Origin of the sequence: Microbacterium sp. 11MF (genome assembly GCF_000383475.1) — a bacterium.
Lineage (GTDB): Bacteria > Actinomycetota > Actinomycetes > Actinomycetales > Microbacteriaceae > Microbacterium > Microbacterium aquilitoris.
In genome coordinates, this window is the sequence record NZ_KB911460.1 from 161940 (window position 1) to 180857 (window position 18918).

16 protein-coding genes are annotated in these 18918 nt (G+C 70.4%); 13 read left to right on the plus strand and 3 right to left on the minus strand.

Translation table 11 applies throughout. The features are described from left to right. The first annotated feature begins 163 nt into the window (after window positions 1-163). Complete coding sequence (locus tag H286_RS0107795; RefSeq protein ID WP_020097688.1) at window positions 164-2368, plus strand: DEAD/DEAH box helicase; 2205 nt, start codon at window positions 164-166, stop codon at window positions 2366-2368. 22 nt (window positions 2369-2390) lie between these two features. Next, window positions 2391-2816 (plus strand): GNAT family acetyltransferase, encoded by a 426-nt coding sequence (locus H286_RS0107800; protein WP_018187933.1) that lies wholly within the window; start codon window positions 2391-2393, stop codon window positions 2814-2816. Between the two features lies 1 nt (window position 2817). Here H286_RS0107800 and H286_RS0107805 read toward each other — a convergent pair whose 3' ends face one another. After that, window positions 2818-3876, minus strand: a complete 1059-nt coding sequence (locus H286_RS0107805) for an Rv2578c family radical SAM protein (RefSeq protein WP_020097689.1) — start codon at window positions 3874-3876, stop codon at window positions 2818-2820. Between the two features lie 95 nt (window positions 3877-3971). On the opposite strand from H286_RS0107805, the gene H286_RS0107810 reads away from it, so the two are divergent. After that, window positions 3972-4937, plus strand: a complete 966-nt coding sequence (locus tag H286_RS0107810; RefSeq protein WP_231370915.1) for a M15 family metallopeptidase — start codon at window positions 3972-3974, stop codon at window positions 4935-4937. Here H286_RS0107810 and H286_RS0107815 read toward each other — a convergent pair. Continuing rightward, window positions 4928-5803, minus strand: a complete 876-nt coding sequence (locus H286_RS0107815) for an AraC family transcriptional regulator (RefSeq protein WP_028497443.1) — start codon at window positions 5801-5803, stop codon at window positions 4928-4930. The two genes, H286_RS0107810 and H286_RS0107815, sit on opposite strands and share 10 nt — an antisense overlap. Before the next feature lie 206 nt (window positions 5804-6009). Between H286_RS0107815 and H286_RS0107820 the strand changes: the two genes are divergently transcribed. Both H286_RS0107820 and H286_RS0107825 read left to right on the plus strand, forming a co-directional pair. Then, complete coding sequence (locus H286_RS0107820) at window positions 6010-7173, plus strand: acyl-CoA dehydrogenase family protein (protein ID WP_020097692.1); 1164 nt, start codon at window positions 6010-6012, stop codon at window positions 7171-7173. A 64-nt stretch (window positions 7174-7237) separates the two neighbouring features. After that, window positions 7238-8578, plus strand: coding sequence for a CotH kinase family protein (locus H286_RS0107825; protein WP_020097693.1), 1341 nt, complete (start codon window positions 7238-7240; stop codon window positions 8576-8578). 79 nt (window positions 8579-8657) lie between these two features. Here the strand turns inward: H286_RS0107825 and H286_RS0107830 are convergent, their stop codons facing one another. Beyond that, complete coding sequence (locus H286_RS0107830) at window positions 8658-9419, minus strand: GntR family transcriptional regulator (protein ID WP_020097694.1); 762 nt, start codon at window positions 9417-9419, stop codon at window positions 8658-8660. A gap of 152 nt (window positions 9420-9571) precedes the next feature. Between H286_RS0107830 and iolC the strand changes: the two genes are divergently transcribed. The 8 genes from iolC (at window position 9572) to H286_RS0107870 (ending at window position 18861) form a co-directional block, all read left to right on the plus strand. After that, the gene (iolC, locus tag H286_RS0107835) at window positions 9572-10534 is read left to right on the plus strand and encodes a 5-dehydro-2-deoxygluconokinase (RefSeq protein ID WP_020097695.1); all 963 of its coding nucleotides are present in this window, start codon (window positions 9572-9574) and stop codon (window positions 10532-10534) included. After that, window positions 10531-11448, plus strand: coding sequence for a Cgl0159 family (beta/alpha)8-fold protein (locus H286_RS0107840; protein ID WP_018187941.1), 918 nt, complete (start codon window positions 10531-10533; stop codon window positions 11446-11448). Before iolC ends, H286_RS0107840 begins: the two co-directional genes overlap by 4 nt. After that, window positions 11445-12986, plus strand: a complete 1542-nt coding sequence (locus tag H286_RS0107845; RefSeq protein ID WP_020097696.1) for a CoA-acylating methylmalonate-semialdehyde dehydrogenase — start codon at window positions 11445-11447, stop codon at window positions 12984-12986. Before H286_RS0107840 ends, H286_RS0107845 begins: the two co-directional genes overlap by 4 nt. 39 nt (window positions 12987-13025) lie before the next feature. Further along, entirely contained in the window at window positions 13026-13934 is a 909-nt protein-coding gene (iolB, locus tag H286_RS0107850; RefSeq protein ID WP_020097697.1) for a 5-deoxy-glucuronate isomerase, read from the plus strand. Next, on the plus strand, window positions 13934-15859 hold the full coding sequence (iolD, locus tag H286_RS0107855; RefSeq protein ID WP_020097698.1) for a 3D-(3,5/4)-trihydroxycyclohexane-1,2-dione acylhydrolase (decyclizing): 1926 nt from the start codon (window positions 13934-13936) through the stop codon (window positions 15857-15859). The genes iolB and iolD overlap by 1 nt, the downstream gene beginning before the upstream one ends. Beyond that, window positions 15856-16773, plus strand: a complete 918-nt coding sequence (locus H286_RS0107860) for a sugar phosphate isomerase/epimerase family protein (RefSeq protein WP_020097699.1) — start codon at window positions 15856-15858, stop codon at window positions 16771-16773. The genes iolD and H286_RS0107860 overlap by 4 nt, the downstream gene beginning before the upstream one ends. 33 nt (window positions 16774-16806) lie before the next feature. Then, window positions 16807-17817 carry an inositol 2-dehydrogenase gene (gene iolG, locus H286_RS0107865; RefSeq protein ID WP_020097700.1) on the plus strand — a complete coding sequence of 337 codons (1011 nt, stop codon included), beginning with the start codon at window positions 16807-16809 and terminating at the stop codon, window positions 17815-17817. A 93-nt stretch (window positions 17818-17910) separates the two neighbouring features. Then, the gene (locus tag H286_RS0107870; protein ID WP_020097701.1) at window positions 17911-18861 is read left to right on the plus strand and encodes a hypothetical protein; all 951 of its coding nucleotides are present in this window, start codon (window positions 17911-17913) and stop codon (window positions 18859-18861) included. Window positions 18862-18918: the final 57 nt, after the last annotated feature.

An 18918-nucleotide genomic window follows, 5' to 3' on the forward strand; every position in this document is an offset into this window, starting at 1 on the left:
CGCGCTGTGCGCGGGCATCCTGTGTAGTCCTCGGGGCCGATCTCGAAACCCGATCCGCGGTTTCGGAACCAGTAACTGGAATGGCCCCCGGCCGACGGAAGTCCGGGTATCACCGTGCGTGGCGCACGGCGCTGTTTCGTGCGAGAACTCAGAAAGCACACGCATGCCCAAGAACAAGAAGCCGGCCGGCGGCCGCGCGCAGAACTTCGAACCCCGCTACGGCAAGAAGACCTCCTACCAGGACGCGAAGCGTCGCCCGGGTCAGGCCTCCGCCGGAACCACCGGCAGCAAGAGCCCCAAGCACCGCGGCTTCCGCGCCGCCGAGGAGTCGGCACCCGCGAAGGGCCGCTGGACCGAGCAGGACCGCGCCGGCCGGGCCGAAGCCCGCGGCATCCGCTCGAACAGCCGCGGCGACCGCGGTTTCGACGACCGTCCCCGTCGCGACGCCGAGGGCGAGCGCCCGCGTTTCGACCGCGCCGAGCGTCCCCGTTTCGATCGTTCCGGTGGTGCTGAGCGTCCGCGTTTCGATCGGAACGAGCGTCCGGCTCGTTCGTTCGATGACCGTCCGCGTCGCGACGACCGCACCGAGCGCCCCCGTTTCGACCGCAGCGATCGTCCGGCGCGCAGCTTCGACGACCGTCCGCGTCGGGATGACCGGACCGAGCGTCCGCGTTTCGATCGTTCCGGTGGCGCTGAGCGTCCCCGTTTCGATCGGAACGAGCGTCCGGCTCGTTCGTTCGATGACCGTCCCCGTCGTGATGACCGCACCGAGCGCCCCCGTTTCGACCGCAGCGAGCGTCCGGCGCGCAGCTTCGACGACCGTCCGCGTCGGGATGACCGGACCGAGCGTCCGCGTTTCGACCGCAATGAGCGCCCGCAGCGCGATGACCGTCCCCGTCGGGATGACCGGACGGAGCGTCCGCGTTTCGACCGGAACGAGCGTCCGGCTCGGTCGTTCGATGACCGTCCCCGTCGTGATGACCGGACCGAGCGTCCGCGTTTCGACCGCAACGACCGCCCGCAGCGCGACGACCGTCCCCGCCGCGACGAGCGGCCCCGCCGCGACGAGCGAGCGAACCGGTCGGATTGGCAAGCCGCCGAGAAGTCGAAGGCGCACCAGGACCACGTCGACGTCGTGCACGAGCGTCTCCAGGCCGAAGCGGTGGATGCCGCATCCGTCGAGCAGGCTTCGTTCAGCGACCTCGGCCTCGGCCAGAACATCGTCCGGACCCTCGAGGGCCTCGGCGCCACGAGCCCGTTCCCGATCCAGGCGGCCACGGTCCGCCCGATCCTCGACGGCCGTGACGTGCTCGCCCGTGGCCGCACCGGCTCGGGCAAGACGATCGCCTTCGGCGCTCCGCTCGTCGAGCGCGTGCTGCGCGGTCAGGCCGGCAAGCGCCGCGCCTGGGGCCGTTCGCCGCAGGCCCTGATCCTCGCGCCGACGCGCGAGCTCGCGCTGCAGATCGACCGCACCGTGCAGGAGCTCGCGCAGAGCGTGGGACTGTTCACGACGCAGGTCTACGGCGGCGTGCCGCAGGGCCGTCAGGTCGGCGCGCTCAAGAAGGGCGTCGACATCGTCATCGGCACTCCCGGCCGCATCGAGGACCTCGAGAAGCAGGGCAAGCTCGACCTGTCGGAGGTCGGCATCGTCGTCCTCGACGAGGCGGACCACATGAGCGAGCTGGGCTTCCTCGAGCCGATGCAGCGCATCCTGCGTCTCGTGCAGGACGACGCGCAGAAGTTGCTCTTCTCCGCCACGCTCGACCGAGAGGTCGCCGCGCTCGTCGACGAGTTCCTCGTGAACCCGGCCGTCTACGAGGTCGCCGGCGAGACGCAGGAGACCAGCACGATCGACCACCGCGTACTCGTGATCGACCACCGCGACAAGGCCGAGATCCTGACCTCGCTGGTCGACCGCGACGGCAAGACGCTCGTCTTCACCCGCACGCGCGCCTACTCCGAGATGCTCGTCGAGCAGTTCGAGGATGCCGGGATCGCCGCCGTCGCCCTCCACGGTGACCTGAACCAGGCCAAGCGCACCCGCAACCTGCAGCGCCTGACCGACGGCAAGGTGAACGTGCTCGTCGCGACCGATGTCGCAGCCCGCGGCATCCACGTCGACGACATCGACCTGGTCGTCCAGGCCGACGCGCCCGACGAGTACAAGACGTACACCCACCGCTCCGGCCGCACCGGTCGCGCGGGCCGCGCGGGCACGGTCGTCACCCTCATCACGCGTCAGCGTCGTCGGCGCATGACCGAAATGCTCGAGCGCGCCGAGATCGACGCGCCGTTCGACGAGGCGCGCGCCGGCGACGACGTGCTCGAAGAGATCACGGGTCGTCAGGCCGCGAACGTCGACGCCTGAGATCGCTCACTAGGGTGGGCGGATGCCGATCGTCATCCGCCCCCTCGGTGATCCCGACGTCGAGCCGGTCGTGTCGCTGTGGCACGCGGTCGGCCTGACGCGTCCTTGGAACGACCCGCACCGCGACATCGCGCGTGCCCGCGCCGTCTGGCCCGACCTCTTGCTGGTCGCGTCCGACGGCGTTCGTGTCGTCGGATCGGTCGTGGCCGGCTACGACGGACACCGCGGGTGGCTGTACTACCTCGCAACCGATCCGGCGCGCCGCGGTGAGGGCATCGGACGGATGCTGGTCGCCGAAGCCGAGCGTCGACTCGAGGCACTCGGCTGTCCGAAGGTGATGCTCATGGTCCGTGAGGGCAACGACGCCGTCACCGACTTCTACGACACGCTCGGCTACGCCCGCGACGCGACCTCGGTCCTCGGCAAGCGCCTGATCCCGGACGACTGAGTCAGAACAGCATCGCGGATGCCTGTTCCCGGGTCGCGGTCTTCATCGCCGGCCCCGTGGTCCGCACCGGACCCGCTCCCCGCGGTGGGACGTCCTCCTCCTCGAGCCGACCGTGCAGGCCGTGGCGCCGCAGCAGCGGCCGGACCCGCGCCGACAGCCAGGAGCGGTACCCCTTCGGCGCAGACACCGAGGCCCCCGGGTACAGGCCGCGGTAGGCGGGCACGAGGTCGGGGCATTCCCGCTCGAGCCATGCCCAGAACCACTCCTTCGCACCGGGTCGCAGGTGCAGTGCGCCGAACACGACACGACGGGCTCCGGATGCGGCGATCCGCGCGATCGCATCATCGAGGACATCGACCCCGTCGGTGAGGTGCGGCACGATCGGCATGAGGAAGACGGTCACCGAGAAACCGGCATCCGTCGCAGCCTTCACCGTGTCGAGCCGCGCCTGGAACGACGGGGCTCCCGCTTCGAGGAGCTGTCGCAGCGGCTCGTGGGGGATCGCGATCGACATGGCGATGTGGATCGGGACGTGGGTCGCGGCATCCGTCAGCTGCGGCAGGTCGCGACGCAGCAGCGTGCCCTTCGTGAGGATCGAGAACGGCGTGCCGCTGGCCGTCAGCGCGTCGATGATGCCGGGCATCAGCGTGTAGCGCCCTTCGGCGCGTTGGTAGGGATCGGTATTCGTGCCGAGGGCGACGGGCTCGTGTCGCCACGACGGCCTGGCGAGCTCGCGGGCGAGGACCTCAGCGACATTCACCTTGACGACGATCTCCGAATCGAAGTCCGCGCCCGCGTCGAGGTCGAGGTATGTGTGGGTGTTGCGAGCGAAGCAGTACGTGCAGGCGTGCGAGCAACCTCGATAGGGGTTCACGGTCCAGGAGAACGGCATCGCCGATCCGCTCGGAACGTGGTTCAGCGCGGACTTGGCGACGACTTCGTGGAAGGTCATCCCCGCGAACTCGGGTGTCGTGACCGAGCGGACGAGCCCACCCATCGACTCGAGGCCGGGCAGTGCCGCGTCGTCGATCGTCGAGATGCCCTGCCCCTGCCACCGCATCTCCACAGTCGAACACATATACGAAAGACTGTCAACGACACACGCGAGATGATCGAACACCGGGGATGCCCACAGGTCACTGCGAGACTGGTCACGTGTCAGAGACGAGGAGCGCCGCCCGGCGACGGGTGCTCCGCAGGCGACGCCAGCGGCGCGCTCTCGTGCTCCTGACCCTCGCTGCGGCCGTGACGGTCGCGCTCGTGATGGTCCTGTCTCGTGCGTTCGCGCCGGAGGACGCCGTCGCCGATCCGGCATCCGATCCCGCCGCGTCGCCACCCGCGGCCGAGGCTTCCCTGCCTGCGGCTTCCACGCCCGGGGCTGACCAGCCTGACCAGACCCCGCCGATCTGCGAGACGGATGCCGTCGTCACCGCACTCGACAGCGGCTCGGATCGGGACGTCATCGCGGCATTCGGCGGCGCCGAACCCTTCCGGGCAGCCGTCGCCGAGGGGGAGGCGCCCTGCATCGACCTGCACGAGGCGGGGCGCCTCTGGGTGGTCGCGAACAAGAGGCATCCGCTGAGCCCGATCGACCACTGGCCCACGCCGCAGGCGCGACCGCAGGGCCTTCGGATCGTCGCGGGCGGGTGGCTGCTCGACCAGACCGCCGCCGCTCTCGACGAGCTGTCCGCGGACCTCGGCGCCGCCGGAGCCGGCAAGATCGGTGTGAGCAGCGGCTTCCGCCCTTATGACAACCAGGTCGAGACGTACAACCGCCACGTCGCCAACCGCGGCAAGGCCGCCGCAGACCTCCGTAGCGCTCGCCCGGGGCACAGCGAGCATCAGACGGGACTCGCGGTCGACGTCGTCGCCTGTGACTCCGGATGCGGAGACCACGACGGCTTCGGCGGGACCCCGCAGTCCGACTGGATCGTCGAGAACGCCTGGCGCTACGGCTTCATCGTCCGCTACGAAGAGGGCCACACGCCGACCACCGGATACTCCGCCGAACCGTGGCACCTGCGCTTCATCGGCCGCGAATTGGCCGCCGCGTATGCGGACGGCGGGTTCCACACCCTCGAGGACTTCTTCGGCCTCGAGCCCGCGCCCGACTACGGCTGAGGTTCCTGGTCGACGGGCAGCCAGAGCTCGCACGTCGCGGACGAGAAGTCGTCGGCGCGATCGAGGACGGCGACGATCGACGGCCCCGGTCGCAGTCGCCACGGGTTCGCCGGGAACCAGTCGGTCGCCGTCGCCGCCCACGTCGACTGCAGCGCCTGCGGGTAGGCGCCGCTCGTGCGGAACACCGCCCACGTCCCGGCGGGTACGTCGACGACATCGAGGTCCGCGGGAACCGTGCTGCCCTCGGCGCGAGCGACCCCGTGCAGATAGGTCAGCTTGCTGCCCTCGGTGTAGTCGGGGTCGACGTCGGCGCTGACCTGCAGCAGGCCGGCCGGGTCGGTGTCGCTCAGCCCCTTCAGTCGCGCGTGCTCGGTCGCGGGGAGCGCGGCGATGTGCGCCTGGATGGCGGGGTTCACCCCGCGATGCATGAGCGGCACGCGTGCCGCTCGCCCGATCAGGCGGAAGGCCGGTCGTTCGACGATGCGGGTGTCCATGGGGATGCTCCCTTCTACGGTCAGGCGGAACCTGAGCCGGGGTTGTGTGCGGAGGGGGCCTCCGTCACGCCGTGCGACGGAAGGGGCGATGCCGTGCACCGCCCGGAACGCCCGGGCGAACGCCTCGGTCGAGCCGTAGCCGTAGCGCACCGCGATCGTCAGCAGGTCTTCGCCCCCGACCACGTCGCCTGCCGCCGCGGTCATCCGTCGCCGCCGGACGTACTCCGACAGCGGCATCCCCGCCAGCGACGAGAACATCCGGCGGAGGTGGTACTCCGTCGTGCCGTGCGTCCTGGCCACTGCGCCGACATCCAGCTCGTCGCCGAGATGCGCCTCGATGTGCTCGACCGTGCGGGTGAGTGCGGTGATCACGGTGTCTCCCTCCGGCACCCACTCTCCTCTTCGTTTCACGACGATGCCCGATATCTGCGGACCGGAACGGTCGGCTGAGCCGCGGAACTGAGTCGCGCCCACCCTGGCATCCGATCCCACGACGCGCGTACAGTGGAGGCTGGCGACGCCGCCACGAGCGCAGCGTCGCGCGAGTGTGAGAGCACTGACACGAAGGGGGTCCGCGCATGGAGCGGAACATCTACGACGAGGATCATGAGGCGTTCCGCGACGTCGTCAAGGAGTTCGTCAAGCGGTACGTCACGAACGAGAAGCGCGAACAGTGGGATGCCGCGGGCGAGATCGACCGCGCCACGATGCTCGCGGCGGGCGAGGCCGGCGTCATCGGCCTGAGCGTCCCCGAGGAGTTCGGCGGCGCGGGCATGCTGCAGGACTACCGCTTCCGCACCGTCGTCAACGAGGAGATCATCCGCGCCGGAGCGGGTTCGCTCGCCGGCGCCTTCGGCATCCAGGACGACCTCGCTGTGCCGTACCTCGTGCACATGGGCACGCAGGAGCAGAAGCAGAAGTGGCTGCCGCGCATGGCGACCGGCGAGATCCTCGGCGCGCTCGCGATGACCGAGCCCGGCGCGGGCTCGGACCTGCGCGGCATCTCGACCACTGCGAAGAAGACCGACGGCGGGTACATCGTCAACGGCGCGAAGACGTTCATCTCGTCGGGGACGACGTCCGACATCTTCGTCGTCTTCGTCAAGACGGGCGAGGGCAACCGCCCCGACGCCTTCTCGCTCCTGCTGCTCGAGGCCGACATGGCCGGGTTCGACCACGGCAAGAAGCTGCACAAGATGGGCTTCCAGGGTCACGACACCGCCGAGCTCAGCTTCACCGACGTCTTCGTGCCCGATGAGAACCTCATCGGCGGCGAGGAGGGCAAGGGCTTCATCCAGCTGATGATGAACCTGCCGCTCGAGCGCCTGTCGATCGGCGTCGCCGGCGCGGCCGCCGCGCAGGCCGGTGTCGAATGGACCATCGCGTACACGAAGGACCGCGAGGCCTTCGGTCAGCGGATCATCGACTTCCAGAACACGCGCTTCGCGATGGCCGACCTCGTCACGACGGTCGACGTCATGTGGGCCTACATCGACCGCGCGATCGCCCTCTACGGCGATAACAAGCTCTCGGCGGAGGATGCCGCCCAGGTCAAGTTCTGGGCCACCGAGCGTGAGTGGGAGGTGCTCGACGCCTGCGTCCAGCTGCACGGCGGCTACGGCTACATCATGGAGTACCCGATCGCGCGCGCGTTCCTCGATGCCCGCGTGCACCGCATCTACGGCGGCACGAACGAGATCATGCGCGACATCGTCTCGCGCCGTATCGCCGGCAAGCGCTGAGTCCCGAAGGCTGCCTTTAGTCGCGTCTTAGGCGCGATTAAGGGAGGCGGGGTGTCATCGACGCATGCGCATTCGACACCTCCGCCTCACTCTCTCGCTCGCCCTCGTCTCGGTCGGTGCCCTCGTTCTGGCGGGATGCGTCGCGCCGGCCGTCGAGGAGGGGCGAGAGGGGACGGATGCCGCAGGCGCCGCGACCTCGACGGCCAGCTTCTGGGACTCCTCGACGGTGCATGCGATCTCGGTCGACGTGGATGAGGATGCGCTCGCCCAGCTTCTGAAGACGTACGGGAGCACGGGTGACAAGGAGTGGATCGAGGTCACCGTCACGATCGATGGCCAGGTCTACGAGCGCGCGGGGCTGAAGCTGAAAGGCAATTCGTCGCTGAAGAGCGTCACGAGCGATGACGACCCCAGCGGCATCCCGTGGGTCATCCGGCTCGACAAGTTCGTCGACGACCAGAACCACGAGGGCATCACCGAGTTCGTCGTCCGAGGCAACAGCTCCGAGACATCGCTCAACGAAGCCGTCGCACTCGATCTCCTCGACCGGGCGGGGCTCGCCAGCGAGCAGGCCGCGGCCACGCGGTTCACGATCGGGGGGTCCACGTCGCTACGCCTCGTCGTCGAGAACCCGGGCGAAAGCTGGAACGAGTCCACCCTCGGCGCGACCGCGCTCTACAAGGCCGAGTCGGGCGGGGATTACTCCTACCGCGGCGACGACGCGGAGTCCTACACGGACGTCTTCGATCAGGAGGCGGGCGAAGACGATCTCAGTCCGCTCATCTCGTTCCTGGAGTTCATCAACGATTCCGACGACGACACGTTCAGCGCCGAGCTGTCGGAGCACCTCGATGTGACGGAGTTCGCCACCTACCTCGCGTTCCAGGACCTCGGCGACAACTTCGACGACATCGACGGGCCGGGCAACAACTCCTACCTCGCCTACGATGCGGACACCGACCTGATGACCGTCGTCAACTGGGACCTCAATCTCGCCTTCGGCGCTTCGCCAGGGGATGCCGGGGCAGGCGGTGCCCGCGGTGACGGGATGGCGATGCCCGACCGCGGCGACGCGGGAGCGCCCGAGGGTGATGCCGGGGCGGACCGACCCGCCCGGCCGGACGATACCGGTGGTGTCGCCGGGCCGGAGATGGGCGGAGGCGGGGGTCGCGGCGGCTCCAACATCCTGGCCACGCGCTTCCTCGCCGACGAGGACTTCCACGCGCTGTACGAGAGCGAGCTGGAGAGACTGCGCGACCTCTTCTACGGATCAGGGGCCGCGGAGGAGATCCTCCAGACGTGGTCGGACGCGCTCGTGGCCGGTGCCGGCGACCTCGTCGACGCCGACGTCATCGCCTCGGATGCCGCGGATCTGACGGCCTCCTTCGAACGCCTCGCTGACTGACGTCTACCGAGGTCCCGATCGGGCCGGAAACGATGCGCTGTTTCCCGGCCCGATCGGGACCTCGATCGCGCGCGGCTTCTTACTTGGCGACGAGCGTCGTCTCGAAGCTGTAGAGGTCGGGGCGGTAGCAGTGGTGGCCGTACTCGAAGGCGCGGCCCGAGTCGTCGAACGCGACGCGCTCCATCGTGAGAACGGGACCCGCGGTGTCGATGTCGAGGAGTTCGCCCTCGTCGCCGCGCGCGCTGCGTGCGCCGATCTTCTGCTTGGCGACGCGGATGGTGATGCCACGCGCGCGAAGGATCTCGTAGAGGCCGTGCTCCTCGAGCTGCTCGCGGGTGATGTCGGCGAACTCCGGCGGCAGGTAGTTCTCGAGCACGGCGACGGGCACTCCGTCGGTGCTCCGCTGCCGACGGACGAAGAGGACGTCATCGCCGGGCGTCAGGCCGAGGCTGTGGGCGACGACGTCGGTGGCCGGGATGACCTCGTGCCCGAGGACGCGGGTCGCGGGGACGTGCGAGGAGTTCTTGAGGTCCTCGTAGAGGCTCGTCAGCTCGACCGCTCGCGTCACCTGCCCTTGGACGACCTGCGTGCCGATGCCCCGGCGTCGCACGAGGAGTCCCTTGTCGACGAGCTCCTGGATCGCGCGGCGGATGGTGGGGCGGGAGAGGCCGAGGCGCTGGCCGATCGCGATCTCGTTCTCGAGGCGTCCGCCGGCCGGGATCGCCCCGGAGTGGATGGCGGCCTCGAGCCGGCTGGACACCTGGAAATACAGCGGCACGGGACCGGTGCGGTCGAGGTCGGTGAAGAGTTCCGCGGGCCAGTAGGTGTCGGCATCGACCACAGCCCTCACACTCCTTCTGATGGATGACGGGTGTCGTCGGCGTTTGTACCGACAACATCACGTGACAGGCTAACGGCACATCGGTCCTGGCCTCCGGATTTGTCTATGTGTTATTGTTAGGACATGTTCGCGCCTCGAGACACGACCGTCGGATGACCTCTCGCGCCACCGCCCCCGAGGTCCTGTCGCTCGGCCGTCTCGGCGTCGACATCTACCCGCTGCAGATCGGTGTCGGCCTCGAAGAGGTCTCGTCGTTCGGCAAGTTCCTCGGCGGAAGCGCGGCCAACGTCGCCGTCGCAGCCGCCCGCTACGGGCACGACGTCTCGCTCGTCTCGCGCGTCGGCGACGACCCGTTCGGCCGCTACCTCCGCGCCGAACTGGACCGCCTCTCGGTCGACCCGACGCTCGTCGCCGTCGACGGCACCTACAAGACGCCGCTCACCGTCTGCGAGATCTTCCCGCCCGACGACTTCCCGCTGTACTTCTACCGCGAACCGAAGGCGCCCGACCTCGAGGTGACGCCCGACCAGCTGCCGGACGACGTGCTGGCGGAGGCATCCATCTTCTGGCTCACGGTCACCGGCCTCAGCCAGGAGCCGAGCCGGTCCACTCACTTCGACGCCCTGCGTCGCCGCGGCCGCGCGCGCCACACCGTTCTCGACCTCGACTACCGGCCCATGTTCTGGCCCGATCCCGCCGAGGCGAGCGCGCAGGTGTCCGCCGCCCTCGAACACGTGACGGTCGCCGTGGGCAACCGCGAGGAGTGCGAGGTCGCCGTCGGCGAGACCGACCCGATGCGGGCGGCCGACGCCCTGCTCGAGCGCGGCGTCGAGCTGGCGATCGTGAAGCAGGGACCCGAGGGCGTCTTCGCGAAGACCCGCACCGAGACCGTCGTCGCGCCGCCGCATCCCGTCGACGTGGTCAACGGGCTCGGCGCCGGAGACGCGTTCGGCGGTGCCCTCTGTCACGGCCTGCTGCTCGGCTGGGACCTGGAGCGGATCCTCCGCTTCGCGAATGCGGCCGGCGCCATCGTGGCGTCGCGCCTGGAATGTTCGACGGCGATGCCGACGACCGACGAGGTCGAGGCGATCCTGAGCGCGGGGAGCGCGACATGAGCGACCGAGTCATCAGCGAGGCCGCCTTCGCGCGTCTGCGCGAGTTGCGCGCTTTCGACCCCGAGGCGATCCGGCACGCTGTCGCGACCCGCACCCGGCGCCACCTCGACACCGGCGACGGCCGCCTCTTCATCGTCGCTGCGGATCACCCCGCCCGCGGTGCACTGGCCGTGGGGTCGGATGCCGCGGCCATGGCCGACCGCTACGAGCTGATCGAGCGCCTTGCCATCGCGCTCAGCCGCCCCGGGGTCGACGGTGTCCTCGGCACCCCCGATGTGATCGACGACCTCGCCGCCCTGGGCCTGCTCGACGGCAAGATCGTCGTCGGCTCGATGAACCGCGGCGGCCTGCGGGGATCCTCCTTCGAGATGGACGACCGCTACGGCGCCTACGACGTGCCCTCGATGATCTCCGCGAACCTCGACTTCGCGAAGGTGCTCATGCGCATCAACCTCGAGGACCCGGCGACGGCCGCGACCCTCGAGGCGACGGCGCACGCCGTGACCGCGGCGGCGGGCGCCGGCATCCCGATCATGCTCGAGCCGTTCATGAGCTCGTGGCGAGACGGCCGCATCGTCAACGACCTGTCGACGGATGCCGTGGTCCTGTCGGTCGCGATCGCGTCGGGCCTCGGCGGGTCGAGCGCGTACACGTGGATGAAGCTGCCCGTCGTGCCCGACATGGAGCGGGTCATGGCGGCAACGACCCTCCCGACGCTGCTCCTCGGCGGGGACTCGGGGGAGGACCCCGACACCACCTTCGCCTCATGGCAGGATGCCCTCGCGCTTCCCGGTGTCCGCGGACTCACCGTCGGCCGGACCCTCCTCTACCCGCCCGACGGCGACACCGCGGCTGCGGTCGACATCGCGGCCGGTCTCGTCCACTCCTCCCTCGTCACGAAGGAACACTCATGAGCACCCTCTCCACCCAGACCCGCGTCATCGGCCACTGGATCGGCGGCGCGCACCGTGCCTCGACGAGCGGGCGGACGGCTCCGGTGTACAACCCGGCGACGGGCGCGGTGCAGGCAGAGGTCGCCCTGGCCGACCAGGCCGAGATCGACGAGGCGATCGCCGCGGCCGAAGAGGGCTTCCGCGTGTGGTCCGCGTTCTCGATCGCGAAGCGTCAGGGCGTGCTCTTCGCGTTCCGCGAGCTGCTGAACGCACGCAAGGGCGAGCTGGCCGAGCTCATCACGAGCGAGCACGGCAAGGTCGTCTCGGACGCCATGGGCGAGATCCTCCGCGGCCAGGAGGTCGTCGAGCTCGCAACCGGGTTCCCGCACCTCATCAAGGGTGCGTACTCCGAGAACGCGTCGACCGGCGTCGACGTCTTCTCGATCAAGCAGCCCCTCGGCGTCGTCGGTGTCATCTCGCCCTTCAACTTCCCCGTCATGGTGCCGCTCTGGTTCGCCCCGATCGCGATCGCAGCCGGCAACGCGGTCGTCCTCAAGCCCAGCGAGAAGGACCCGTCGGCCGCGCTCTGGCTCGCCGAGCTGTGGGCGGAGGCGGGCTTGCCGGCCGGCGTCTTCACGGTGCTGCAGGGCGACAAGCTCGCCGTCGACGGGCTGCTGCACAGCCCCGTCGTGCAGTCGATCTCGTTCGTCGGCTCGACTCCGATCGCGCAGTACATCTACGAGACCGCATCGCGGAACGGCAAGCGCGTGCAGGCCCTCGGCGGCGCGAAGAACCACATGCTCGTGCTCCCCGACGCCGACCTCGACCTCGTCGCCGACCAGGCGGTCAACGCGGGCTTCGGCGCGGCGGGCGAGCGGTGCATGGCGATCAGCGTCGTCCTCGCTGTCGAGCCGGTCGCCGACGAGCTGATCGCCAAGGTGACCGAGCGCATCGCGAAGCTCCGCATCGGCAACGGCGCGGGCCAGGACGGCGTCGAGCCCGACATGGGACCGCTCATCACCGACGTCCACCGCGACAAGGTGTCCTCCTACGTCGACATCGCCGAGGCCGACGGCGCGACGGTCGTGGTCGACGGTCGCGGGTTCACGGTCGACGGCCACGAGGACGGGTTCTTCTTCGGACCCACCCTCCTCGACCACGTCCCGACGACCTCCCGCGCCTATACCGAGGAAATCTTCGGACCCGTCCTCTCGGTCGTCCGCGTCGAGAGCTACGACGAGGGCCTCGCGCTCATCAACTCGGGCGAGTTCGGCAACGGCACCGCGATCTTCACCAACGACGGCGGCGCCGCGCGCCGGTTCCAGCACGAGGTGCAGGTGGGCATGATCGGCATCAACGTGCCGATCCCCGTCCCCGTCGCGTACCACTCGTTCGGTGGCTGGAAGAAGTCGCTGTTCGGCGACGCGAAAGCGTACGGTGTCCACGGGTTCGACTTCTTCACCCGTGAGAAGGCGATCACCAGCCGGTGGCTCGACCCCGCCACGCGTGCCCTCGGCGAGCACGGCGGCATCAACCTCGGCTTCCCCCAGAACACCTGATCGCACGCCGCCCGGCGGCGGCATCCCGAGAGCGCGAAGATGAGCATCGAGAACACCTGGTTCCACCGCCGCGGCGACCTCGCCGCAGACGGCTGGGAGAGCGTCGTCGGCCGGGGCACCCCCGGCTGGCAGCACACCGGCATCCGTGTCGCCGACCTCGCGGACGGCGATGCCGTCGAGCTGGCCGAGACCGACGTCGAGCGCATCATCGTGCCGCTCGCGGGCTCGTTCGAGGTCGACCATGCAGACGGCGACGACAGCGCACGGACGACGCTGCAGGGTCGTCGGTCGGTCTTCGCCGGCCCGACCGACGTGGTCTACCTCCCGGTCGGACGGACGGCGACGCTCACAGGCCGCGGCCGTGTGGCCGTCGCGGAGGCCCCGGCATCCGTCCGCCATCCGTGGCGCCACATCGCCGCGGCGGAGACCCCCGTCGAGCTGCGCGGCGCGGGATCGTCGAGCCGACAGGTGCACAACTTCGGGACGCCGCAGGCGCTGGATGCCGACCGCCTCATCGTCTGCGAAGTGATCACCCCCGCCGACAACTGGTCGTCGTACCCGCCGCACAAGCACGACGAGCACGTCCCGGGGCACGAGTCGCGCCTCGAGGAGATCTACTACTTCGAGTCGGCGCCGGTCGCGGGGTCGGCGGCCGCCGAGGACAGTGCCTTCGGGATGTTCAGCACCTACTCCTCGCCCGCGGGCGAAATCGACATCGCCGCGATGGTGCGGACGGGCGACATCGCCCTCGTGCCCTACGGCTACCACGGCCCCGCCGTCGCCGCGCCGGGCTACGACCTGTACTACCTGAACGTCATGGCCGGGCCCGACCCCGGCCGGGCGTGGCTCATCAGCGACGACCCCGCGCACGCGTGGGTCCGCGACACCTGGACGGAGCAGGACGTCGATCCGCGGCTCCCGTACCCGACCGAGGAAGGCCGATCCTGATGGCAGAGACGAAGCGGATGACGGTCAGCCAGGCGCTCATCGAGTTCCTGGCCCACCAGTGGACGGTCGACGGCGACGTGCGCGAGCGCACGATCCCCGGGGTCTTCGGCATCTTCGGTCACGGCAACGTCGCCGGCATCGGCCAGGCGCTCACTCAGCTGAACGTCCACGATCCCGACCTCATGCCGTATCACCAGGCCCGCAACGAGCAGGCGATGGTGCACCAGGCCGTCGGCTACGCGCGGATGCACCGCCGCCGCGGCACGTATGCCGCCGCGGCATCCGTCGGTCCGGGCGCGGCCAACATGCTCACGGGAGCCGCCCTCGCGACGACCAACCGCCTTCCCGCGCTGCTCCTGCCGAGCGACACGTTCGCGACCCGCGTCGCCGACCCCGTCCTGCAGCAGCTCGAGCAGCCCTGGGACATCGGGCTCACGGTCAACGACGCGTTCCGCCCGCTCTCGAAGTTCTTCGACCGCGTGCAGCGGCCCGAGCAGCTCTACTCGATCGCGCTCGCCGCGATGCGGGTGCTGACCGACCCCGCCGAGACCGGCGCCGTCACGATCGCCCTCCCCGAGGACGTGCAGGCCGAGGCGCTCGACGTGCCCATCGAGTTCCTGCAGGACCGCGAGTGGCACATCCGCCGTCCGCTCCCCGAGCGCGGACCTCTCGAGCGCGCGGTCGCCGCGATCCGCTCGGCGAAGACCCCGTTCATCGTGGCCGGCGGTGGGGTCATCTACTCCGAGGCGGAGGAGCAGCTCCGCGCGTTCGTCGAGGCCACCGGCATCCCCGTCGGGACGACCCAGGCCGGCGGCGGATCCCTCGCGTGGGACCACCCGCAGTACCTCGGCGGCGTCGGCGCGACGGGCTCGCTCGCGGCCAACCGCCTGGCGGCCGAGGCCGACGTCGTCATCGGGATCGGCACCCGCTACAGCGACTTCACCACCGCATCGCGGACGGCCTTCCAGAACCCGGACGTCGTCTTCGTCAACATCAACGTCGCCGCCTTCGACGCCTACAAGCACGGCTCGGAGCTGCCCGTCGTCGCCGACGCCCGCGAAGCACTGGTCGCGCTGACGCGGGACCTCGAGGGCTTCCGCGTCACGGCCGACCACGCCGAGCGGATCGCCCGACAGAAGGCGGAGTGGGACGAGATCGTCGACCGCGCGTTCGCGCCGTCGGGTGCCGACCGTCCCGGTCAGCCCGAGATCATCCACGCCGTGCACGCCGTGACCGACCCCCGCGACGTCATCGTGCAGGCGGCCGGATCGCTCCCCGGCGACCTCCACAAGCTGTGGCGCGTGCGGGACCCGCTCGGCTACCACGTCGAATACGCGTTCTCGTGCATGGGCTACGAGATCGCCGGCGGGCTCGGCGCGAAGCGCGGGCTCGTCGCCGCGGGGGATGACCGCGACGTCGTCGTCATGGTGGGCGACGGGTCGTACCTGATGCTCAACAGCGAGCTCGTCACGGCGGTCGCCGAAGGCATCAAGATCATCGTGGTCCTCATCCAGAACCACGGCTTCGCCTCGATCGGTCACCTCTCCGAGACGGTCGGGTCGCAGCGCTTCGGCACGCAGTACCGCACCTACGACCCCGCCGCGAAGAACTTCCAGGGTGGCGACGTCCTCCCCGTCGACCTCGCCATGAACGCCCGCAGCTACGGCCTCGACGTCGTCGAGATCGCCGAAGGACCGGATGCCGCGGCGAACCTGACCGATGCCGTCGCCGCCGCGAAGGCATCCGATCGGTCGACGTTCATCCACATCAACAGCGATCCGCTCGTCTACGCTCCCGACAACGCCGGGTGGTGGGACGTGCCCGTCCCGGAAGTGTCGACCATCGAGTCCACGCAGCAGGCCCGCGAGGCCTACGTCGGCGAACGCGCCGCGCAGCGCCCCCTCCTCGGCGGAGGTCAGCGATGAAGGCGGTCGTCGCCGGCGCTCCGGTCAGCTTCGGTGTCTTCGAGCTCACCCCGGAGGGCGCCGAGACGATCTCGCCCGACGCGATGATGGCGGCGCTCGCCGAGGCGGACTACGCCGGCATCGACCTGGGCCCCCTCGGGTTCCTCGGTGAGGACGCCGCCCTCCGGGGCCGCCTCGAGCGGTTCGGCCTCGGGCTCGCCGGCGGTTGGGTCCAGCTGCCGTTCTCGGACGACGACGCCTTCGCCGCCGCCCTGCCCGACCTGCGCGCGGCGCTCCGCCAGTTCTCGGCGGGTGCCGAGGCCGGCGCCGGCCCCCTGCCGCTTCCGACGCTCGCCGACGACGGGTCGTCGCTCCGCCGCGGTGCCCCGGGTCGCGGCGCCGAGGTCGACCGGCTCGACACGGATGCCTGGGGCCGCCTCACCGACAACGTCGCCCGCGCCGCGCGCATCGTCCGGGGCGCCGGCTTCGAGCCGACGTTCCACCACCACGCGGGGACCTTCGTCGAGTCGCCCGACGAGATCGACCGGTTCGTCGCCGACACCGACGTCGACCTCACCCTCGACACCGGACACCTCTTCATCGCGGGCGGCGATCCGCTCGCCGCCGTCGAGCGCTGGGGCGACCGCATCAACCACCTGCACCTCAAGGACGTCGACCTCGCCGCGCTCCGACGGGTCCTCGCCGCAGGCGGGGGGATGCCGGAGGTCTGGTCGGGCGGCTCGTTCGTCGCCTTCGGCCAGGGCGACATCGACCTCGCCGCCGTCATGACCGCCCTCGACGCCCGCGGGTACGAGGGCTGGGTCGTCGTCGAGCAGGACGTGCTCAACGGACCCGACGTCGCCCTCGACGCCTTCGTCACCGCCCGCTCCGCCGATCAGGTCACCAACCGCGACGCCCTGCGCGCCTGGGTCTGACACCGAATCCCTCTCTCGACGAACAGGAACGACATGACCGCCACCCCCGTCCGCTTCGGACTCTTCGGCTCCGGACGCATCGGTCAGGTGCACGCCGCGAGCATCGCCGCCTCACCCGACGCCGAGCTCGCGTGGATCGCCGACCCGTTCATCGACGGGGCCGAGCGGCTCGCCGCCCAGTACGGCGGCAAGACCACGACCGATCCCGCCGAGGTGTTCGCCTCGGGCGAGGTCGACGCGGTGCTCGTCGCCTCGCCGACCCCGACGCACGTCGACCTCATCCGCGCCGCGGTGGAGGCCGGCATCCCGGTCCTCTGCGAGAAGCCGATCGACCTCGACATCGCCCGCGTCGAGGCACTCCGCCCCGTCGTCGCCGCAGCCGGGGTGCCCGTCGCGCTCGGGTTCAACCGTCGGTTCGACCCCGGCTTCCACACGGCGCGTTCGCGCGTCGCTGCGGGCGAGATCGGCCGCCTCGAGCAGCTGACGATCATCAGCCGCGACCCCTCGGCGCCGCCGGCGTCGTACGTCGCCGTGTCGGGCGGCATCTTCCGCGACATGACGATCCACGACTTCGACATGGCGCGCTACTTCCTGCCCGACATCGTGCAGGTCACCGCCTTCGGCACGACGACCTTCGACGACGGCGCCCGCGAGCACGGCGACTTCGACACGACCACCGCCATCCTCAAGTCCGCCTCGGGTGCGCTCGTCACGATCATCAACTCGCGCCACAGCACGACCGGGTACGACCAGCGCATCGAGGCGTACGGCAGCGACGGCGACCTCACCGTCGCCAATCAGGGCACGAGCCTCGTGAGCCTGTCGAACGCGAACGGTGTCGCCGCCGGTGCGCCGTTCGAGGCATCCATGGTCACCCGCTACACCCCCTCGTACCGGGCCGAGCTGGCGGAGTTCCTCAAGCTGGTGCGCGGCGAGGAGTCCGCGAGCCCGACGTTCGACGACGGCCGCGCCGCGCTGCTTTTGGCAGACGCGGCGCAGCGCTCGGCGACCGAGGGTGTGTCGGTCGCCGTCGACCTGACCTGACGTCGTGATGAGGTCCCGATCGGGCCGGGTGAGCGCACGCGTTTCCCGGCCGGATCGGGACCTCGCCGTCGCTGCCCCGTACGATCGACCCTCGTGAGGGATGCCGCCGACGATCGCCGCTCGTGGGCGTTCCCCGTCGTGGCCCTCGGGGCGGGACTCGCCCTGTTCGCCCTCGCCGTGGCGGTCGTCCTCGTGACGTCCGACCTGGACATCTGGTCGATCCTGCTGGCCGTCGTCGGCGGATGGGCGCTCGGTGCCGCTTTCGTCGGCGCGGTCGAGCGTCTCGGTGCGGCGGGCCTGATCGTCCACGTCGTCGTCGCGATCGCGGCGGGAGCCGTGCTCGCCACCGTCGGCTCGTGGGGCGGCCCGCAGGGCACCCCGGTGCTGCGCGCGGTCGTCGTCGCCGGCGGGATCGCTCTCGCCCCGGCATCCGCGTGGATCTGGATCGCCCTCTTCGGACGCGTCCTCGGCCGCATCCGGGTCGGGCGGCGACCATCGCCGCCGTCGACTCTCGATTGGCGTGCTGCGCCGGCGGGAGGCGCCGCCGTGGAGGTCCGCGCGGTGTCGATGTCGATGCGTGGCCTCGCTGCGGGGATCGTCCTCGCGATCATCGCCGCCGCCGTCCCCGTCATCGCCGTGCTGATCGGCCTCTCGGACGTCCTCCCGCGGCTCGGGCCCCGCTCCCTCGTCATCCTGGTCGCGCTTCCCTTCGCGGGGCTCGCCTACCTCGCTCTGTGGGCCGTCGTCCAGCGCCGGTCGGCGACATACACGATCACGTTCGGTGCCTCTGACGTGCGCATCGCGAACGCCGGGCGCGAGGAGCGGTTCGCCTACCGCGACATCGATCTGCTCCGCTGGCGCGAGCGCGGCGAGTACGCGCGCCTCGAGGTGCGGACCGCCACGACGCACCGCACTCTGCTCGTGGGACTCACCCGCACCCCCGCCCTGCCACCCCTGTCGCGGCGGACGGTCGGCCTGTTCGAGGCCGAGGGGCTCACCGCGCAGGTCTCGCGCGACCGCGCGCTCACGACCTACCGGCGCTGAGCCGCTGTCGAAGTCCCGTTCGGGCCGGGAATGCGCGCCCGTTTCCCGGCCCGATCG

Coding starts and splice junctions, on each gene's coding strand:
- H286_RS0107795 (WP_020097688.1), top strand. CDS start 164: ATGCCCAAGAACAAGAAGCCGGCCGGCGGCCGCGCGCAGAACTTCGAA.
- H286_RS0107800 (WP_018187933.1), top strand. CDS start 2,391: ATGCCGATCGTCATCCGCCCCCTCGGTGATCCCGACGTCGAGCCGGTC.
- H286_RS0107805 (WP_020097689.1), bottom strand. CDS start 3,876: ATGCGGTGGCAGGGGCAGGGCATCTCGACGATCGACGACGCGGCACTG.
- H286_RS0107820 (WP_020097692.1), top strand. CDS start 6,010: ATGGAGCGGAACATCTACGACGAGGATCATGAGGCGTTCCGCGACGTC.
- H286_RS0107825 (WP_020097693.1), top strand. CDS start 7,238: ATGCGCATTCGACACCTCCGCCTCACTCTCTCGCTCGCCCTCGTCTCG.
- iolC (WP_020097695.1), top strand. CDS start 9,572: ATGACCTCTCGCGCCACCGCCCCCGAGGTCCTGTCGCTCGGCCGTCTC.
- H286_RS0107840 (WP_018187941.1), top strand. CDS start 10,531: ATGAGCGACCGAGTCATCAGCGAGGCCGCCTTCGCGCGTCTGCGCGAG.
- H286_RS0107845 (WP_020097696.1), top strand. CDS start 11,445: ATGAGCACCCTCTCCACCCAGACCCGCGTCATCGGCCACTGGATCGGC.
- iolB (WP_020097697.1), top strand. CDS start 13,026: ATGAGCATCGAGAACACCTGGTTCCACCGCCGCGGCGACCTCGCCGCA.
- iolD (WP_020097698.1), top strand. CDS start 13,934: ATGGCAGAGACGAAGCGGATGACGGTCAGCCAGGCGCTCATCGAGTTC.
- H286_RS0107860 (WP_020097699.1), top strand. CDS start 15,856: ATGAAGGCGGTCGTCGCCGGCGCTCCGGTCAGCTTCGGTGTCTTCGAG.
- iolG (WP_020097700.1), top strand. CDS start 16,807: ATGACCGCCACCCCCGTCCGCTTCGGACTCTTCGGCTCCGGACGCATC.